15 protein-coding genes and 3 tRNA genes are annotated in these 17,446 nt (G+C 70.7%); 7 read left to right on the top strand and 11 right to left on the bottom strand.

Annotation, left to right across the window (positions count from 1 at the left end; all coding sequences use genetic code 11):
- Positions 1 to 192: 192 nt before the first annotated feature.
- Together IFT51_RS00010 and IFT51_RS00015 are read right to left on the bottom strand one after the other, a co-directional pair.
- Positions 193 to 268 (bottom strand) — tRNA-Val (locus tag IFT51_RS00010).
- Positions 269 to 347: 79 nt separating this feature from the next.
- On the bottom strand, positions 348 to 821 hold the full coding sequence (locus tag IFT51_RS00015; protein ID WP_192057889.1) for a peroxiredoxin: 474 nt from the start codon (positions 819 to 821) through the stop codon (positions 348 to 350).
- A gap of 271 nt (positions 822 to 1,092) precedes the next feature.
- Between IFT51_RS00015 and aceE the strand changes: the two genes are divergently transcribed.
- The 6 genes from aceE (at position 1,093) to IFT51_RS00045 (ending at position 8,800) form a co-directional block, all read left to right on the top strand.
- Positions 1,093 to 3,837, top strand: coding sequence for a pyruvate dehydrogenase (acetyl-transferring), homodimeric type (gene aceE, locus IFT51_RS00020; RefSeq protein WP_192057899.1), 2,745 nt, complete (start codon positions 1,093 to 1,095; stop codon positions 3,835 to 3,837).
- 38 nt (positions 3,838 to 3,875) lie between these two features.
- Positions 3,876 to 5,081 (top strand): CdaR family transcriptional regulator, encoded by a 1,206-nt coding sequence (locus IFT51_RS00025; RefSeq protein ID WP_192057901.1) that lies wholly within the window; start codon positions 3,876 to 3,878, stop codon positions 5,079 to 5,081.
- A gap of 112 nt (positions 5,082 to 5,193) precedes the next feature.
- The gene (locus tag IFT51_RS00030) at positions 5,194 to 6,114 is read left to right on the top strand and encodes an acyltransferase domain-containing protein (RefSeq protein ID WP_192057903.1); all 921 of its coding nucleotides are present in this window, start codon (positions 5,194 to 5,196) and stop codon (positions 6,112 to 6,114) included.
- The gene (locus IFT51_RS00035; RefSeq protein ID WP_192057905.1) at positions 6,111 to 7,121 is read left to right on the top strand and encodes a beta-ketoacyl-ACP synthase III; all 1,011 of its coding nucleotides are present in this window, start codon (positions 6,111 to 6,113) and stop codon (positions 7,119 to 7,121) included. The genes IFT51_RS00030 and IFT51_RS00035 overlap by 4 nt, the downstream gene beginning before the upstream one ends.
- Before the next feature lie 78 nt (positions 7,122 to 7,199).
- Positions 7,200 to 7,448 carry an acyl carrier protein gene (locus IFT51_RS00040; protein WP_055797067.1) on the top strand — a complete coding sequence of 83 codons (249 nt, stop codon included), beginning with the start codon at positions 7,200 to 7,202 and terminating at the stop codon, positions 7,446 to 7,448.
- Between the two features lie 113 nt (positions 7,449 to 7,561).
- Positions 7,562 to 8,800, top strand: coding sequence for a beta-ketoacyl synthase (locus IFT51_RS00045; RefSeq protein ID WP_192057907.1), 1,239 nt, complete (start codon positions 7,562 to 7,564; stop codon positions 8,798 to 8,800).
- A gap of 85 nt (positions 8,801 to 8,885) precedes the next feature.
- On the opposite strand, the gene IFT51_RS00050 is transcribed toward IFT51_RS00045, so the two are convergent.
- The 8 genes from IFT51_RS00050 to IFT51_RS00085 form a co-directional block, all read right to left on the bottom strand.
- Positions 8,886 to 9,377, bottom strand: coding sequence for a DUF3145 domain-containing protein (locus IFT51_RS00050; RefSeq protein WP_192059171.1), 492 nt, complete (start codon positions 9,375 to 9,377; stop codon positions 8,886 to 8,888).
- 184 nt (positions 9,378 to 9,561) lie between these two features.
- Positions 9,562 to 11,211: a bifunctional 3'-5' exonuclease/DNA polymerase gene (locus tag IFT51_RS00055; protein WP_192057909.1), complete on the bottom strand. Its 1,650-nt coding sequence runs from the start codon at positions 11,209 to 11,211 to the stop codon at positions 9,562 to 9,564.
- Between the two features lie 87 nt (positions 11,212 to 11,298).
- A complete protein-coding gene (locus IFT51_RS00060; RefSeq protein WP_192057911.1) occupies positions 11,299 to 11,931 on the bottom strand; it encodes an FMN reductase in 633 nt (210 codons plus the stop codon).
- 16 nt (positions 11,932 to 11,947) lie between these two features.
- Complete coding sequence (locus IFT51_RS00065) at positions 11,948 to 13,063, bottom strand: LLM class flavin-dependent oxidoreductase (protein ID WP_192057913.1); 1,116 nt, start codon at positions 13,061 to 13,063, stop codon at positions 11,948 to 11,950.
- A gap of 820 nt (positions 13,064 to 13,883) precedes the next feature.
- Positions 13,884 to 14,210, bottom strand: a complete 327-nt coding sequence (locus tag IFT51_RS00070) for a hypothetical protein (protein ID WP_192057915.1) — start codon at positions 14,208 to 14,210, stop codon at positions 13,884 to 13,886.
- 55 nt (positions 14,211 to 14,265) lie between these two features.
- Positions 14,266 to 14,339, bottom strand: a tRNA-Ile gene (locus IFT51_RS00075).
- Between the two features lie 33 nt (positions 14,340 to 14,372).
- Positions 14,373 to 15,623 carry a glycosyltransferase gene (locus IFT51_RS00080; RefSeq protein ID WP_320478520.1) on the bottom strand — a complete coding sequence of 417 codons (1,251 nt, stop codon included), beginning with the start codon at positions 15,621 to 15,623 and terminating at the stop codon, positions 14,373 to 14,375.
- Between the two features lie 74 nt (positions 15,624 to 15,697).
- Entirely contained in the window at positions 15,698 to 16,612 is a 915-nt protein-coding gene (locus IFT51_RS00085; protein ID WP_192057917.1) for a DMT family transporter, read from the bottom strand.
- Positions 16,613 to 16,653: 41 nt separating this feature from the next.
- Between IFT51_RS00085 and def the strand changes: the two genes are divergently transcribed.
- On the top strand, positions 16,654 to 17,220 hold the full coding sequence (def, locus tag IFT51_RS00090; protein ID WP_192057919.1) for a peptide deformylase: 567 nt from the start codon (positions 16,654 to 16,656) through the stop codon (positions 17,218 to 17,220).
- Positions 17,221 to 17,368: 148 nt separating this feature from the next.
- Here def and IFT51_RS00095 read toward each other — a convergent pair.
- Positions 17,369 to 17,441 (bottom strand) — tRNA-Asn (locus tag IFT51_RS00095).
- Between the last annotated feature and the right edge of the window lie 5 nt (positions 17,442 to 17,446).

Genomic DNA, 17,446 nt, shown 5'->3' on the forward strand with positions numbered 1-17,446 from the left:
ACCACGTTCAGCACCGCCAGCGTCGAGACCGTGCGCCTCGTAGCCGAGAGGAGATGGGGCGCTGGAATCGCCAGCGGCGCGGGCATGCTGCTGCTCGCCGTCGCCGCCGGGCTCCTCGGCCTCACCATCGGAACGTCATGATCGGCCGTCGAGCGCCAGGCTGTGCCGAACGTCTCGTGAACGGGACTTCTCTGGTGGGCCCTACCGGGCTCGAACCGATGACATCCACGGTGTAAACGTGGCGCTCTACCAACTGAGCTAAAGGCCCCTGCGCCGGTCTGGCCGGGCGGGTCGTATCAGGTTAGCGGCTGAGGAGGCGCGAGTCGCGCCTCCTGGGCGGTGTCGCGTCAGACGGTGGCCGGCACCAGGGTGTCGAGGGAGGCGCGGTAGTCGTCGATCGAGCGCTCCTGGCCGGGCTCGGTGACGAAGTGCTCGCGGATGATGCCGTCGACGTCGATCAGGAACGTGGCCCGCGTCGCGAAGCCCTTGTGCTCGAGGAACACGCCGTACTCCTTCGAGACCTCGCCGTGCGGCCAGAAGTCCGCGAGCAGCGTGAAGTCGTAGCCCTTCTCGTCGGCGAAGGCCCGGAGGGTCGCCTTCGAGTCGACGGAGACGACGAGCAGCTCGACGCGGTGGTCCTGGAACATCGCCAGATTGTCGCGGAGCGTGCACAGCTCTTTCGTGCAGGTGCTCGAGAACGCGAGGGGGAAGAACACGAGCGCGACGGGCTTCACACCCCGGTAGTCCGACAGCCTGACGTGCTCGCCGAACTGGTTCGGCAAATCGAAGTCGGGAGCCTGGATGTCGTTCTCCAGTGCCATGGTGCGATCCTTCCGCGTCGGCCCGGGCGGCCGGCGACAAACACGAGCAGTGATCCTACGCCGCACGGGGGCGAACGCAAGGACCGCTCTCAGCGCGTGCGGAGACTCCGTGGGGCAGGGTCGGTGTCAGTCGGGGTCACTAGACTCTGGCGAGTCAGGTGGCAACGTGTTCGGAACCCGGGCGCGGACGACCTGACACTCGTCTGTCCACCGCATACGGTGCGACCCACACACGGTGCTATCAACACCACGAGATTGATTGAGGTCAAGGGTGACGGTAAACGACCAGGACCCGTACACGGTCGACACGACCGATCGCGATCCCGAAGAGACCGCCGAATGGCGGGAGTCGCTCGACTCCCTCGTGGCGGCCCAGGGGCACGAACGGGCTCGCGAGATCATGAAGAGCCTGCTGAGCCGGTCGAGCGAACTCCACCTCGGCGTGCCGATGGTCCCCAAGACGGACTACGTCAACACCATCGCCACCGAAGACGAGCCCGAGTTCCCCGGCGACGAAGAGCTCGAGCGCCGTTACCGCCGGTGGATCCGCTGGAACGCCGCGATCACCGTGCACCGCGCCCAGCGCCCCGGTGTCTCGGTCGGCGGTCACATCTCGACCTACGCCTCGTCCGCCGCCCTCTACGAGGTCGGCTACAACCACTTCTTCCGCGGCCAGGACCACGCCGGCGGCGGAGACCAGATCTTCTTCCAGGGCCACGCCTCCCCCGGCATGTACGCCCGCGCGTACCTCGAGGGCCGCCTCGGCACCGACCAGCTCGACGGGTTCCGTCAAGAGAAGTCGCATGCCTCGGGCGGGCTCAGCTCGTACCCGCACCCGCGGCTCATGCCGTCGTTCTGGCAGTTCCCGACCGTGTCGATGGGTCTCGGCCCGATCAACGCGATCTACCAGGCGCAGGTCGCGAAGTACCTCACCAACCGCGGCATAAAAGACGCCTCCGACCAGCAGGTCTGGGCGTTCCTCGGCGACGGCGAGATGGACGAGGTCGAGAGCCGCGGTCAGCTGCAGGTCGCAGCCAACGAGGGTCTCGACAACCTGAACTTCGTCATCAACTGCAACCTGCAGCGACTCGACGGCCCGGTGCGCGGCAACGGCAAGATCATCCAGGAGCTCGAGAGCTTCTTCCGCGGTGCTGGCTGGAACGTCATCAAGGTCGTCTGGGGTCGCGAATGGGACGACCTGCTCGCCCGCGACACCGAGGGCGCGCTGCTCAACCTGATGAACACGACGCCCGACGGCGACTTCCAGACCTACAAGGCCGAGAGCGGCGCCTACGTCCGCGAGAACTTCTTCGGTCGCGACCCCCGCGCCCTCGAGCTCATCAAGGACTTCACCGACGACCAGGTCTGGAACCTCAAGCGCGGCGGGCACGACTACCGCAAGGTCTACGCCGCGTTCAAGGCCGCCGCCGAGCACAAGGGCCAGCCGACCGTCATCCTGGCGAAGACCGTCAAGGGCTACGGTCTCGGGCCGTCGTTCGAGGGCCGCAACGCGACCCACCAGATGAAGAAGCTGACGCTCGACAACCTCAAGCAGTTCCGTGACGAGATGCGCATCCCGATCTCCGACTCGCAGCTCGACGAGAACCCGTATCTGCCGCCGTACTACCACCCCGGCAACGACGACGAGGCGATCCAGTACCTCCACGAGCGTCGGCGCGCCCTCGGCGGCTACGTGCCCGAGCGTCGCTCGAAGTACACGCAGATCTCCGTCCCCGAGTCGACGTCGTACGACGTCGTCAAGAAGGGCTCCGGCAAGCAGGAGGTCGCCACCACGATGGCCTTCGCGCGACTGCTGAAAGACCTGCTGCGCTCGAAGGACTTCGGCCACCGCATCGTGCCGATCATCCCGGACGAGGCCCGCACGTTCGGCATGGACGCCTACTTCCCGACGTCCAAGATCTACAACCCCAACGGGCAGCACTACACCTCGGTCGACCGCGAGCTGCTGCTGGCGTACAAGGAGAGCCCCCAGGGTCAGCTCCTGCACGTCGGCATCAACGAGGCCGGCGCGTTCGCGGCGTTCACCGCGGTCGGCACGTCGTACTCGACGCAGGGCGAGCCGCTCATCCCGGTCTACGTCTTCTACTCGATGTTCGGCTTCCAGCGGACCGGAGACGCCATGTGGGCGGCCGGCGACCAGATGGCCCGCGGGTTCATCATCGGCGCAACGGCCGGTCGCACGACGCTCACCGGCGAGGGCCTGCAGCACGCCGACGGCCACTCGCTGCTGCTCGCCTCGACGAACCCGGCGGTCGTCTCGTACGACCCCGCCTTCGGCTACGAGCTCGGTCACATCGTCAAGTCGGGCATGGACCGCATGTACGGCACCGACGAGAACGGCGCCCCGACGCACGCCGACCCGAACGTCATGTACTACGTGACCGTCTACAACGAGCCGATGCAGCAACCGGTCGAGCCCGACGACGTCGACGTGGACGGCATCGTCCGCGGCATCTACAAGCTCAAGGGCGCCGAGAACCTGGGCCCCCGCGCCCAGCTGCTCGCCTCGGGCGTCGGTGTGCCGTGGGTGCTCGAAGCCCAGCGTCTGCTCGCCGACGACTGGAACGTCGCCGCTGACGTGTGGAGCGTCACCTCCTGGAACGAACTGCGACGCGACGGCCTCGCCGCCGAAGAGCACAACTTCCTCAACCCGGAGGCCGAGCAGCGCACGCCGTACGTCACCGAGAAGCTGCAGGGAGCCGAGGGTCCGTTCATCGCGACCAGCGACTTCATGGCCGCCGTGCCCGACCAGATCCGCGAGTACGTCCCCGGCGACTACCTCACGCTGGGCGCCGACGGCTTCGGCTTCTCCGACACCCGGGCCGCCGCTCGTCGATTCTTCAAGATCGACGGACCCTCGGTCGTCGTCCGCACGCTGCAGGCCCTGGCCCGCCGCGGCGACGTCGAGCCGGGCGTCGTCCAGCAGGCCATCGACAAGTACCGGCTGAACGACGTGACCGCCGGCACCAGCGGCAACGCCGGCGGGGAGAGCTGACCGGCCCCGTGAGCGCCGAGCGGGTTCCGAGCTCGCCCATGGAGCCGTCCGCAGCCACGAAAGAGCGCACGCTCGCGTGGCTGCGGACGGTCTCGGGCGAACTCTCGACCAAGACCATCAAGCGACTGGAAGAGACGCTGCCCTGGTACGGCGACATGCCCCCGGGGCGGCGCTCGGCCGTGGGTCTCGTCGCCCAGGCGGGCATCACGTCGTTCATCAGCTGGTTCGACGACCCTCGATCCACCCCGTGGATCGCGGCGGACGTCTTCGGGGCCGCGCCCCGCGAGCTGCTTCGCTCGATCAGCCTCCAGCAGACGCTGCAGCTCATCCGCGTCACCGTCGAGGTCGTCGAAGAACGGGTCAAGGACGGCGACGACTCGCTGCGCGAGGCCATCCTGCTCTACTCGCGCGAGATCGCCTTCGCCTCGGCCGACGTCTACGCGCGTGCCGCCGAGGCGCGCGGTCTCTGGGACGCCCGTCTCGAGGCGCTGGTCGTCGACTCCATCCTCAGCGGCGAGTACGACGACGAGCTGCCCAGCCGCATCGCCGCGCTCGGGTGGCACGGGCACGGCGAGGTGTCCGTCCTCGTCGGGACGACGCCGCGGATGCTCGACGTCGACATGCTCCGCCGCACGGCGCGCCACCTGGCCGCCGACGTGCTCATCGGCGTCCAGGGTCGACGACTCGTGCTGGTGATCGGCCGAGCCGAAGAGACCCTCGACGAGAACGGCACCCCGACCTCCACCAGCCGACCCTCGTTCACCGACATCGCGAAGGCCCTCGAGCCCGGCTTCGGCGACGGTCACCTCGTGCTCGGACACGAGGTGCCCAGCCTCGTCGACGCCTCGAAGAGCGCCAAGACCGCGTTGGCCGGCTTCTCGGTGGCCCGGTCGTGGCGGAACGCCCCCCGCCCCGCACTCGCCGACGACCTCCTGCCCGAACGCGCCCTCGCCGGCGACCCCGTCGCCCGCTCGACACTCGTCAACCGCGTGTACAAGCCGCTGAAGAACCATTCGACCGAGCTCCTGACCACGCTCTGGTGCTATCTCGACAACGGGCGATCCCTCGAGGCGACCGCTCGCGAGCTCTTCGTGCACCCGAACACCGTCCGCTACCGACTCAAGCGGGTCTCCGACGTCATCGGCTGGGACGCCACCGGCGCACGGGAGGCGCTCATCCTGCAATCGGCGCTCATCCTGGGGTCGATAGCCGACCACGACGGGCAGGCGGGGCGGCGTCGCTGAGGCCGACCCGCGCCTCCGCGGCAGTCGTCCTGGCGAGAAGCGACAAGCCCCGCCCCGATCTTTGGTCGAGTTGCTACACCTGCGAGGCCCCTCGGGGCGGCATGATGGATCAGTGATCGTTGTCGTTGCGCCCGGCCAGGGCTCCCAGAAACCCGGATTCCTCGAACCGTGGCTCGCCGACCCGCAGCTCGCCGAGCTGCTCGGCAGCCTGTCGGCCGCCGCCGACGTCGACCTCGTCGCCCACGGCGCGACCTCCGACGCCGACACCATCCGCGACACCGCGGTGGCGCAGCCCCTCATCGTCGCCGCGGGCATCCTCACGGCCCGCGCCCTCTTCGACCGCGTCGACCGCGCACGCGTGGCCGGTGTCGCCGGGCACTCCGTCGGCGAGTTCACCGCCGCCGCGGTCTCGGGGGTCCTCACCGACACCGACGCCGTCGCCCTCGTCGCCGAACGGGGCCGGGCCATGGCCGAAGCCGCCACGCAGGCCGAGACCGGCATGAGCGCCGTCCTCGGCGGAGACCAGGCCGAACTGCTCGCCCGCCTCGACGAGCTCGGACTCGAGCCGGCCAACTACAACGGCGGCGGTCAGATCGTCGTCGCCGGCGAGCTCACCGCCCTCGCTGCCCTAGCCGAGCAGCCGCCCGCCAAGGCGCGCGTCATCCCCCTGCAGGTCGCCGGCGCCTTCCACACCCGTCACATGCAGCCCGCGGTCGAGCGACTCCGCACCGCGGCCTCCGCCGTGACCACGGCCGACCCCGATCTGACGCTCTGGACGAACAACGACGGCAGCGTCGTCACCGAGGGCGCCCGATTCGTGGACCTCATGGTCGGTCAGGTGTCGTCGCCCGTCCGCTGGGACGCCACGATGGAGTCGTTCTCCGCCGCCGGCATCACGGGCCTGATCGAGCTGGCACCCGCCGGCGCCCTGACCGGACTCGCCAAGCGCGCGCTGAGGGGCGTCCCCTCCGTCGCCATCACGACACCCGACGACCTCCAGGCCGCCGTCGACCTCATCGAGGGAGCAGCATGACCACCCCCCAGCTCAGCCAGAACACCGGCGCGCAGTTCACCCGCATCTACGCCATCGGCGCCGCCCGCGGTGAGAACGTCGTGCCGAACGCCGACATCGTCGAGCCGATCAACTCGTCCGACGAGTGGATCCAGCAGCGCACCGGCGTCGTCACCCGCCGTCGGGCCGGCAAGGACGTCAAGGTCGTCGACCTCGCCGAGACCGCCGCGAAGGAGGCGATCGAGAAGTCGGGCATCCGCCCCGACCAGATCGGCGCCGTCCTCGTCTCCACCATCGGCGGCGGCGTGGCCACCCCGTCGGTGGCGTCGCTGCTCGCCGAGCGCGTCGGGGCCAACCCCGCGGCGGCCTACGACATCTCCGCCGCATGCGCCGGCTACACCTACGGCATCGCGCAGGCCGACTCGTTCGTGAAGTCGGGTCTCGCCGAGTACGTGCTCGTGGTCGGCGCCGAGAAGCTCAGCGACGTCATCGACCCGACCGACCGCACGATCTCGTTCCTCCTCGCCGACGGCGCGGGCGCGGCGATCGTCGGCCCCGCCGAATCGGCCGGGATCGGGCCGACCGTCTGGGGCTCCGACGGCTCCAAGTGGGACGCCATCGGCATGACGAACACGATGGTCGAGTACCGCGAGGGCAACGGGGACGTGCCGTGGCCCACCCTGCGCCAAGAGGGCCAGACCGTGTTCCGCTGGGCCGTCTGGGAGATGGTCAAGGTCGCGAAGCTCGCCCTCGAGCGTGCCGGCGTGACCTCCGACCAGCTGGCCGCGTTCGTGCCCCACCAGGCCAACATGCGCATCATCGACGAGTTCGCGAAGCAGCTCGGTCTGCCCGAGTCGGTCGTCATCGGCCGAGACATCGCGACGATGGGCAACACGTCGGCCGCGAGCATCCCGCTGGCGACCCACCGCCTCCTCGACGAGCACCCCGAGCTCAGCGGCGGTCTCGCCCTGCAGATCGGCTTCGGCGCGGGCCTCGTCTTCGGCGCCCAGGTCGTCGTGCTCCCGTAGCGCGCCGCGCCTCCCCCAGCTTTCCGCCTGTATAGGCTTTACCCCGGTCAACCGACACCCCACAAGGAGAACAACACCATGGCACTGTCCACCGAAGAAGTCCTCGCCGGCCTGGCCGAGCTCATCAACGACGAGACCGGCATCGCGACCGACACGGTCGAGATGGGCAAGTCGTTCACCGACGACCTCGACATCGACTCGATCTCGATGATGACCATCGTCGTCAACGCTGAAGAGAAGTTCGACGTCAAGATCCCCGACGAAGAGGTCAAGAACCTCAAGACCGTCGGCGACGCCGTCACCTTCATCACCAAGGCACAGGACTAGACGTCAGCGGCCCGGTCGTTCCCTCCCGGGACCGACCGGGCGCCCACGTCGACGGGACCGCCCGTCAGGCAGGCCGCACGCCCGTCCCGGGCAGTCCCTTCAGGAGAACAGTCATGACCAAGAAGATCGTCGTCACCGGCCTCGGTGCCACCACCCCCCTCGGCGGCACCGCCACCGAGAGCTGGCAGAACCTGCTGGCCGGCCAGTCGGGCATCACCACCCTCGAGCAGGAGTGGGTCGCCAAGTACGAGCTGCCCGTCACCTTCGCCGGGCAGGCCCGCGTGCCGTCCGCCGACGTGCTCGACCGTCGCGAGACCAAGCGCCTCGATCCCTCCAGCCAGTTCGCCCTCACCGCGGCGCGCGAGGCCTGGGCCGACGCCGGTTCGCCCGAGGTCGTCCCCGAGCGGTTCATCGTCGACTGGGCCACCGGCATCGGCGGCGTCTGGACCCTCCTCGACGGCTGGGACACCCTCCGCGAGAAGGGGCCCCGCCGCGTCCTCCCGATGACCGTCCCCATGCTCATGCCGAACGGCCCCGCCGCCGCGATCTCGATGACGCTCGGAGCCCGTGCCGGCGCCCGCACGGTCGTCTCGGCCTGCGCCTCCAGCACCGAGTCCATCGCGATGGCCTACGAGCACCTCCAGTCCGGTCTGGCCGACATCGCCATCGCCGGCGGCTCCGAGGCGGCCATCCACCCGATGCCGCTCGCCTCATTCGCCGCCATGCAGGCGCTCTCGAAGCGCAACGACGACCCGGCCACCGCCTCCCGTCCCTACGACGTGACCCGTGACGGCTTCGTCCTCGCCGAAGGAGGCGCGGCGCTCGTCCTCGAGACGGAGGAGCACGCGCTCGCCCGCGGCGCCCGCATCTACGCCGAGCTGATCGGCGGCGCCGTCACCAGCGACTCGTACCACATCACCGCGCCCGACCCCGAGGGCAACGGTGCCGCCCGCGCCGTCATCACCACCCTCGAGAACGCCGGCGTCGACCGTGACCAGGTCGTGCATGTCAACGCCCACGCGACGAGCACCCCGGTGGGCGACATCGCCGAGTACCACGCCATCAAGCGCGTCTTCGGCGAGCACACCCCGAAGCTGATCGTCTCGGCGACGAAGGCGGCCACCGGGCACCTGCTCGGCGGCGCCGGCGGCATCGAGGCCCTCTTCACCGTGAAGGCCCTGCACGAGCGCCTCGCTCCCCCGACGATCAACGTCACCCAGATGGACGACGAGATCGACATGGACGTCGTGGTCGGCGAGCCCCGTGCGCTGCCCGACGGCGAGATCGTCGCGCTGAGCAACTCGTTCGGCTTCGGCGGCCACAACGCCGTCATCGGGTTCCGTTCGGTCTGAACCATCGAAGGAGGCGCGGGTCGTGACGATCACGACCCGCGCCTCCTTCGTGCGCCGCGACCGCACCGACCGCCGCGCGCTCGGGTCAGCCGACCTTGTGCAGCCAGACGACGGGGTTGCCCTCGCCGCTGTAGCGGAACGGCTCGAGTTCGTCGTCCCACGCCTGACCGAGGGCGAGACGGAGCTCGCGGTGCAGCTCGAGGGCGTTCGATCCGGCGACCTCCATCGCGTAGCGGACGCGGTCTTCCGGGATGACGGTGTTGCCTGCGGTGTCGGTCTGGGCGAAGAAGATGCCGAGATCGGGCGTGTGCATCCACCGACCGCCGTCGTGCTGCGAATCGGGGTCTTCGGTCACCTCGTAGCGGAGATGCTCCCAGCCGCGGAGGGCCGAGGCGATGCGGGCACCGGCACCGTCGTCGCCCTGCCACGAGAACTCCGTGCGCTGCGAACCGCCGAGCACGGGCTGGTCGACCCACGCGAAGTTGACGGCGTGCCCGAGGGCACGACCGACCGCCCACTCGACGTGTGGGCACAGTGCACGAGGGGACGAGTGCACGTAGAGCACTCCCCGAGTCATTGCAGCAGCCACGATTACTCCATTCGGTTAGGTGCGACTTCCCCATCGACCTGGTGAACGAGTGAAACGGTGGCTTCTCGTGCTGTATGAGATTGTGTGGGCGGACTGGTCCGCTCGCTGAATCATCGCAGACGGATGCACGGGATCACAACTGTGTAACTCCTGCCAGTTCGCCCTGGCGCCCCTACTTGGCCTGCGAGTAGTCGTCGACGACCGCGATCGTCACCGGGAACCGCACGGGCGCCTGCCCGAAGAGCAGCCGACCGGCGGCGGCGGCGCTCCGCTCGACGATCGCCACGACCTCGTCGGCGACCTCGGCCGGCGAATGGACGACGATCTCGTCGTGGAGGAAGAACACCAGGTGCGGCGCCCCGTCGCCGAGCCCCGCGAACCGCGAGTGCAGCTCGGCGCGCGTGGCGCCCATCCAGCAGAGCGCCCACTCGGCCGCGGTGCCCTGCACCACGAAGTTGCGCGTGAAGCGACCCCAGGCCCGGGCGTCACGACCCACCGGGCCCCGGTCCATCTCCGGAGGGAGGTCTGCGGCGACATCGTCGCCCGGCCGCGGCGAGCTGCGCCCGAGCAGGGTGCTGACGACGCCCCCCGACTCGCCCGTGCGGGCGGCGGCCTCGACGTACTCCATCGCTCGGGGGAACCTCTTCGCCAGACGCGGGACCAGACGACCGCTCTCGCCCTGCGTCGCCCCGTACATGGCGCCCAGCATCGCCACCTTGGCCTCGGCGCGCGACGCCACCGCCCCGCTCGAGACGATGCCCTCGTACAGATCGCCGTCGCCGGCCGCGGCCATGGCCGCGTCGCGCGAGAGCCCCGTGAGGATGCGCGGCTCGAGCTGCGAGGCGTCGGCCACGACGAGCTTCCAGCCCGGGTCGGCCACGACGGCGGCGCGGACCGCCTTGGGCAGCTGCAGCGCGCCTCCGCCGCTCGTCGCCCACCGCCCGGTCACGACGCCGCCGGGCACGTAGTCGGGCCGGAACCTGCCCTGCCGCACCCAGGAGTCGACCCATGACCAGCCGTTCGCGACGAGGAGGCGCTGGCGGCGTTTGTACCGCAGCAGCGGCTCGACGACGGAGTGCTCGAACCGCGAGACCTCCCACTTGCTCGTCGACGCCACCGACAGCCCGGCCCGCTGCAGCGCCTTGAGCAGATCGGCCGGCGAGTCGGGGTTCAGGTCGGGCGCGTCGAGGGCCGCTCGGATCTCGACCACGTCGGCGCTCATCAGCGTGGGGCGGTCACCGCCACGAGGAGGCCTCGGCCCGAGCGCCTCGGTCAGCAGCCGGTCGTGGACGACCGCCGACCACGGGATGCCCCGGTGCTGCATCTCGCAGGCCACGAGGGCCCCGGTCGACTCGGCCGTCGTCAGCAGCTCGAGCCCGTCGCGAGCGGCGCTCGACTCGACGGCCCGGCGCTGCCGTACGAACTCGGCCACCGGATCGGGCAGCGACTCGGGCACCACGTCGAAGAGCCCGTCGGACTGCCCCAGTTCGGCCTGTGCGGTGTCGTACGGCCCGCGGGCCGCCCCGTGCAGCTCGCTGTCGACCGTGGCCGCCGATCGCCGCAGGATCGCGTGGCAGAGGCGCAGGTCGACGCAGCGGGCGACACGGACTCCGAGGCCGAGGAGGCGCGGGTACCATCGTCGGGTGTCGTCCCACACCCAGCGGGGCGACGCCTCCACCTCGCGCGTGGCGACGGCCATCGCCAGCTCGCCCTCGGCCACCACGACGGACTCCCCCGCGACCGGCGCGGCCCCGGGCGCCGGGCGGTCGACGGGCGTCAGCTCGACACGGCCGTCGGGCAGACGGTGGAGGACGATGAACACCCGTCGATCATGCCACCGGCCACCGACGGTGACGGGCGCGGCCGCCGCCACCGGCCGCAGCCGCCGCCGCCGCCGGCCGCAGCCCGATCAGGCCGGATCGTCGCCGGCCAGCCGACGCAGCTGCTGGTCGAAGGGCACGAGGTCGGCGAACGGATCGTCACGGGTCGTCGAGTGGCGTGAGACGAGGTCGGCGAACTCGTCGGCGGCACGGGTCACGCGCTCGGGCAGACCCGTCGTCGTCTCGTCGCCAGCGCCCCAGTCCTCCGACGCCGCGAAGACCGCGGTCGGGCTGACGACCGATCGCAGGTACGAGAACAGGGGGCGCAGGGCGTGGTCGAGCACCAGGGAGTGCCGGGCAGTCCCCGCGGTGGCGCCGAGGAGGACCGGGGTGCCGGCCAGCGCCTCCTTGTCCATCACGTCGAAGAACGACTTGAAGAGACCGCTGTACGAGGCGGTGAACACGGGTGTGACGGCGATCAGGCCGTCTGCGCGGGTGACCCGGTCGATAACGCCGGCCAGCGCCTCCGGAGCGAACCCCGTCAGCAGGGCGTCGGTGATCTCATGGGCGAGGTCGCGGAGCTCGACGACCTCGAACTCGGCCGGGACGCCCGACCCGAGCAGGCTGCGCGCCGTGGCCTCGGCCAGACGGTCGGCCAGGAGGCGCGTGGAGGAGGGCTGACCCAGCCCCGCGGAGACGACGACGATGCTCTTGGATGCCATGGTGCGCCTCCTCGGCTCAGCGGGTGGCGACGGCCGGAGCCGCCGCGACGTCGACCGACCCGTCGGCACGTGCCAGCCGGGCGGCGTGGGTCGGCGCGTCGGGCACGTGCTCAGGGCGGTTCGTCGCGAACTCGCGCCGCAGCACCGGGACGACCTCCTCGCCGAGGATGTCCAGCTGATCGAGCACCGTCTGCAGGGGCAGCCCCGCGTGGTCGATCAGGAACAGCTGGCGCTGGTAGTCGCCCACGTAGTCGCGGAAGCCGAGTGTCTTGTCGATGACCTCCTGCGGGCTGCCGACCGTGAGGGGGGTCTGACTCGTGAAGTCCTCGAGGCTCGGACCGTGGCCGTAGACCGGCGCCTCGTCGAAGTACGGACGGAAGGCGCGGACGGCGTCCTGGGAGTTCTTCGCCAGGAAGACCTGGCCGCCCAGGCCGACGATCGCCTGGTCGGCACGACCGTGACCGTGGTGCTCGTAGCGGGAGCGGTAGAGCTCGACCATCTGCTTCGTGTGCGAGGCCGGCCAGAAGATGTGGTTGGCGAAGAACCCGTCGCCGTAGTACGCGGCCTGCTCGGCGATCTCGGGGCTGCGGATCGACCCGTGCCAGACGAAGGGCGGCACGCCGTCGAGCGGGCGCGGCGTCGATGTGAAGCTCTGCAGCGGTGTGCGGAAATGGCCCTTCCAGTCGACGACGTCCTCGCGCCACAGGCGGTGAAGCAGCGCGTAGTTCTCGATGGCGAGGTTGATGCCCTGGCGGATGTCCTTGCCGAACCAGGGGTAGACGGGGCCCGTGTTGCCGCGACCCAGCGTCAGGTCGACGCGGCCGCCGGCGAGGTGCTGGAGCAGCGCGAAGTCCTCGGCGATCTTGACCGGGTCGTTCGTCGTGATCAGCGTCGTCGCGGTGCTGAGGATGATCCGCTCGGTCTGCGCCGCGATGTAGGCGAGCAGCGTCGTGGGGCTCGAGTTGACGAAGGGCGGGTTGTGGTGCTCGCCCGCGGCGTAGACGTCGAGGCCGACCTCCTCGGCCTTCTTGGCGATCGCGACCATCGCGAGCAGGCGCTCGTGCTCGGTGGGCGTGCGGCCCGTGGTGGGATCTGGCGTGATGTCTCCGACGGAGAAGATTCCGAACTGCATGCGGACCACCTTACCTGTTGTTCATGCGTTTGTATGCACTTGGGGGAACGGCGGGGCGCGGTGGAACATTCCCGCGGGTGCGTCGGCTGCGCTCCGGGTCGGCAACTCCTCACCTGTGCGCGCGGGCGGGGCTGGGCGGCCTGTGCTGGCGTGGTGCGCGGCACGGAGGAGGAGTTGCCGACCGGGGCGGGCCACCGGGCTGCGCCGCGCGGAAGGATGAGCCGCCGACGCGCGGGGCCACGGGGCTGCGGCGCTCGGGAGGAGGAGCACTCACGCGCCGGGTCGGGAACTCCTCACCTGTGCGCGCGGGCGGGGCTGGGCGGCCTGTGCTGGCGTGGTGCGCGGCACGGAGGAGGAGTTGCCGACCGGGGCGGGCCGACGGACTGCGCCAGGCGGGAAAGAGAGGAGGAGTCGCCGATGCGCCCGGTCGCGGGGCCGCGCCGTCGGGAACTCCTGCCCCGTACCGAGGCAGGGGTCGGGACCCGAGCGGATGCGGCGCCACGCGGCAAAGAGGAGGAGTTACCGACCCCGGCAAGGCTGCAAGCAAGCGGGAGCGGGACGGGACACAGCTTGGACGGGCCCGACCGCGGGAGGGCGGGCCGGCGCGGGCGCAGGCGCGGGCCGGCGGGCCGGGCCAGCGCGGGCGCAGGCGCGGGCGCGGGCTGGCGCGGGCGCAGGCGCGGGCCGGCGCGGGCGCAGGCGCGGGCCGGCGCGGGCGCAGGCGCGGGCCGGCGGGCCTGTCCAGCGCGGGCGCGGGCGCGGGCCGGCAGACGGCCAGCGAGCGGACCGGCGGGCCGGCGCGCGCGGGCCGCGGGCGCGCTCAGGCGAGGGGCGCCAGGCGGAGGAACTTCTCGGCGACGGAGGCCGAGCCGACGGGCCCCTCACCGTCGCGGTCCAGCTGTGGCGAGTCGAACTCCACGAGCCAGGTGCGCGCCGAGCCGCCGATCGCCGAGACGCCCTGCCAGGCCGAGCCCCCCGCGCGGACGATGATGCCGGTGGGCCCGTAGGGGAACGGCGTGCCCGCGTCTTCGTCGGAGTCGAGCACGTACACCTGGGCGCCCACACCGATGCGAGGAGCGGACGGCAATCCCCCCGGAGAGAAGGAGTCGTCGCCGGCAGGGGTGTCGCGTGTCCGTCGGGTGAACATGCACACATGGTGGCATGCCCGACCGGGTGCCGACCGACCGTCGGGGGTCGTGTCGTAGGGCGGACGGGACTTGAACCCGTGACCGATCGATTATGAGTCGACTGCTCTAACCGGCTGAGCTACCGCCCCGTGCCGACCGACCGCCCAGGAGGCGCGGGTCGATCAGGCGTCGGCGGCCGAGGCCACCGGTTCCCCACGATACAGCGACTCGAAGACGCTCACCGTCCGCTGGATGTCGTGTCCCTCGATGACCTGCAGGCTCGCCCGGCGCATCGCGAGGTACTCGTCGTCACCCGCCGTGAGCACGCGGGTCAGCTTGTCGGCCAGGTCGCGGCTGTCGCCCGGCCTGAAGAGGTAGCCATTGACCCCCTCGTCGACGAGGTGCGGCAGCGCCATGGCGTCGGCGACGACGAGCGGGAGACCGGACGCCATGGCCTCGAGGCTCGCGATGCTCTGCAGCTCGGCCACCGACGGCATGGCGAAGACGGTCGCATCCGTGAGGGTCCGCCGCAGCTCGGCGTCCGACAGGTAGCCAGCGAAGGTGACGCGCTCGGCGAGGCCCAGCTCGACGGTCATCAGCTGCAGCTGCTTGAGCAGGTCGCCGCCGCCCACGATGGTGAGTCGCGCGTCGAGTGCGGGGTCGAGCAGGGTCATTGCCTTCAGCAGCACGTCGATCTGCTTCTCGGCCGTGACCCGACCGACGAAGACCACCCGGTTCGCGGCGGGTCGGTCGTCGCGTGCCGTGTAGTCGGCGGCCTCGATGCCGCACGACACGGCCAGCACGCCGGTGACGGCGACCGACCGCTCGAGGAACGCCGCGGCCCGCCTGGTCGGCGTCGTGATCGCCGCGACGTGCGTGTAGGTCTTCGCCGCGTCCCGCCAGGCGAGCTTGACGGCCGTCGCGCGGAGGAAGTGCGGCAGCCCGGTGTGCTCGAGGAGGTTCTCGGGCATGAAGTGGTTGGTGGCGATGACCCGGATGCCGCGGCGGTTAGCGACCCGGACGACGGCGCGACCGATCACGATGTGCGACTGGATGTGCACGACGTCGGGTCGGATCTGCTCGATGATGCGCTCGGCGTTGGGCTCGGCGCGCCACGGCGTCGCGAAGCGCAGCCAGTCGTGGAGGGGCCAGCGCGTCGAGTACAGCCGGTGGACGGTCAGGGTCACGCCGTCGTGCTGCTCCAGGAACGTCCCGTGGTGGCGGTCGGCCGCCGGGCAGATGACGTGCACGTCGTGCCCGCGGCCCGCCAGGCCGACGGCGAGTCGCTCGGCGAAGTTGGCGGCGCCGTTGACGTCGGGCGGGAACGTGTCCGCCGCGATCAGCACGGTGAGGCGCGGCGCGGTGTCGCCGCCGCCCGGACCGCTCGCGTTCTCGTCGCGGGGTTCGGGGGCGTGGTCTGGGGCGGGTGTCACGTGTCGTGGCGTCCTTGTGCTCGTGGTTCGCTGGTGCCCCGCCGATGGCGTCTGCGGCGCGGGACCACGGTAGCTCAGCTTCGCTTGGCGGGCTGGTATTTGGCGAGCTGGAACACGCCGTAGACGGCGATCGCGCCCGCGACGAGGAAGAGCGCGACGGCGTAGCCGGGTGCGTTCGCCGCCTCGCCGAGCACCACGATCCCGATGGTGACGGCGACGATGGGGTCGACCACCGTCAGCCCGGCGATCACGAGGTCGGGCGACCCCGACGAGTAGGCGTTCTGCACGAAGTACCCGCCGAGGGCCGCCGCCGCGAGGAGCATGACGATGCAGACGATGCTCAGACCGTCGAAGTTGCCGGCGAACACCCGGTTCAGCACGACCTTCGCGAGGGTGGCGACGAAGCCGTAGAGCACCCCGGCGCCGATGATGTAGAACAGCGCGCTGCGTCGGTGCCGCAGAGCGACGAAGGCGACGGCGAGGACGGCGCCCACGACGAGCAGGATGACGAGCACGGTGATCAGCTGATCGGTCGTGATCTCCGTCTCGATGGCGGTGAACGCGGCCACCGTGGCGAAGAGGCCGATGCCGCCGACGCAGATCGCGATCGACCGCTTGATGCGGCCCGACAGCCGCCGCCCGGTCGACCGGGCGTTGAGCACCGCGGTGATCACGAGCGCGACGGCCCCGAGCGGCTGCACCACGAGCAGCGGGGCGACCCGCAGACTCGTCAGCTGGAACACCACGGCCAGCCCCAGCATCAGCGTGCCCATCACCCACGACGGTCGACCGATGAGTGCGAGCACCTGGCGGACGCTCATCCCGCCGCGCGACGCCCCGAGTCGCGTCTCGACCTTGGCGACGCCGCGATGCTGCAGCTGCGCGCCGATCGAGAGGAACACGGCGCCGATCAGGGCGATGGGGATCCCCAGCGCCTGGAACGGGGTCAACGAGACCTGCTCGGTCAGATCGCTGAGGTTCGGGCTCACGGCGTCCACGGTAGCGGGCCGCCGCTCAGTAGGCTGGACGAATGGCCGTTCGCCCCATCACCATCACGGGTGACCCCGTGCTGCACTCCCCCGCCTCCGACATCGCCGAGATCGACGACGCGATCCGCACCCTCGTCGCCGACATGTTCGAGACCATGGACGCCGCCCCCGGCGTCGGACTCGCCGGTCCGCAGGTCGGTGTCGGCCTCCGGCTCTTCGTCTTCTCGTGGACGGACGACGACGGCGACGACTGGCGCGGCGTCGCGATCAACCCCACCCTCTGGCAGACCCCCCTCTCGATCGAGCCGCTCGACGACGACGACGAGTCGGAGGGCTGCCTGTCGGTTCCCGGCGAGCGGTTCCCGCTGCGTCGAGCCGAGGGCGTGATCCTCCGCGCGACCGACCTCGAGGGCGACGAGTACGAGATCGAGGCGCACGGCTGGCTCGCCCGCATCTTCCAGCACGAGTTCGACCACCTCGACGGTGTGCTGTACACCGACCGGCTCGAGCACCCGTTCCACAAGGCGGCCGCGAAGGCCGTCAAGAAGGCCGGCTGGGGCTCCCCCGGCCGGACCTGGCTGCCCGGCGTCGATCACCCCGAAGACTGATCGGCCGAGAACCACCGGGCGAGAGCCCCGAGGAGGCGCGCGACGGCACCAGCCGGACCGCGCCTCCTCGGCGTCGCCGGCTCGAGAACCCCGTCGTCGACTCAAGGGCATGAAAAAAGGCCCAGAGGGTGGAGCCTCTGGGCCTTCGCTCCCCGACTTGGACTCGAACCAAGAACCTGCCGGTTAACAGCCGGCTGCTCTGCCAATTGAGCTATCGAGGAATGGC

Source organism: Frigoribacterium sp. CFBP 13712, assembly GCF_014842255.1.
In the GTDB taxonomy this organism is placed as follows: Bacteria; Actinomycetota; Actinomycetes; order Actinomycetales; family Microbacteriaceae; genus Frigoribacterium.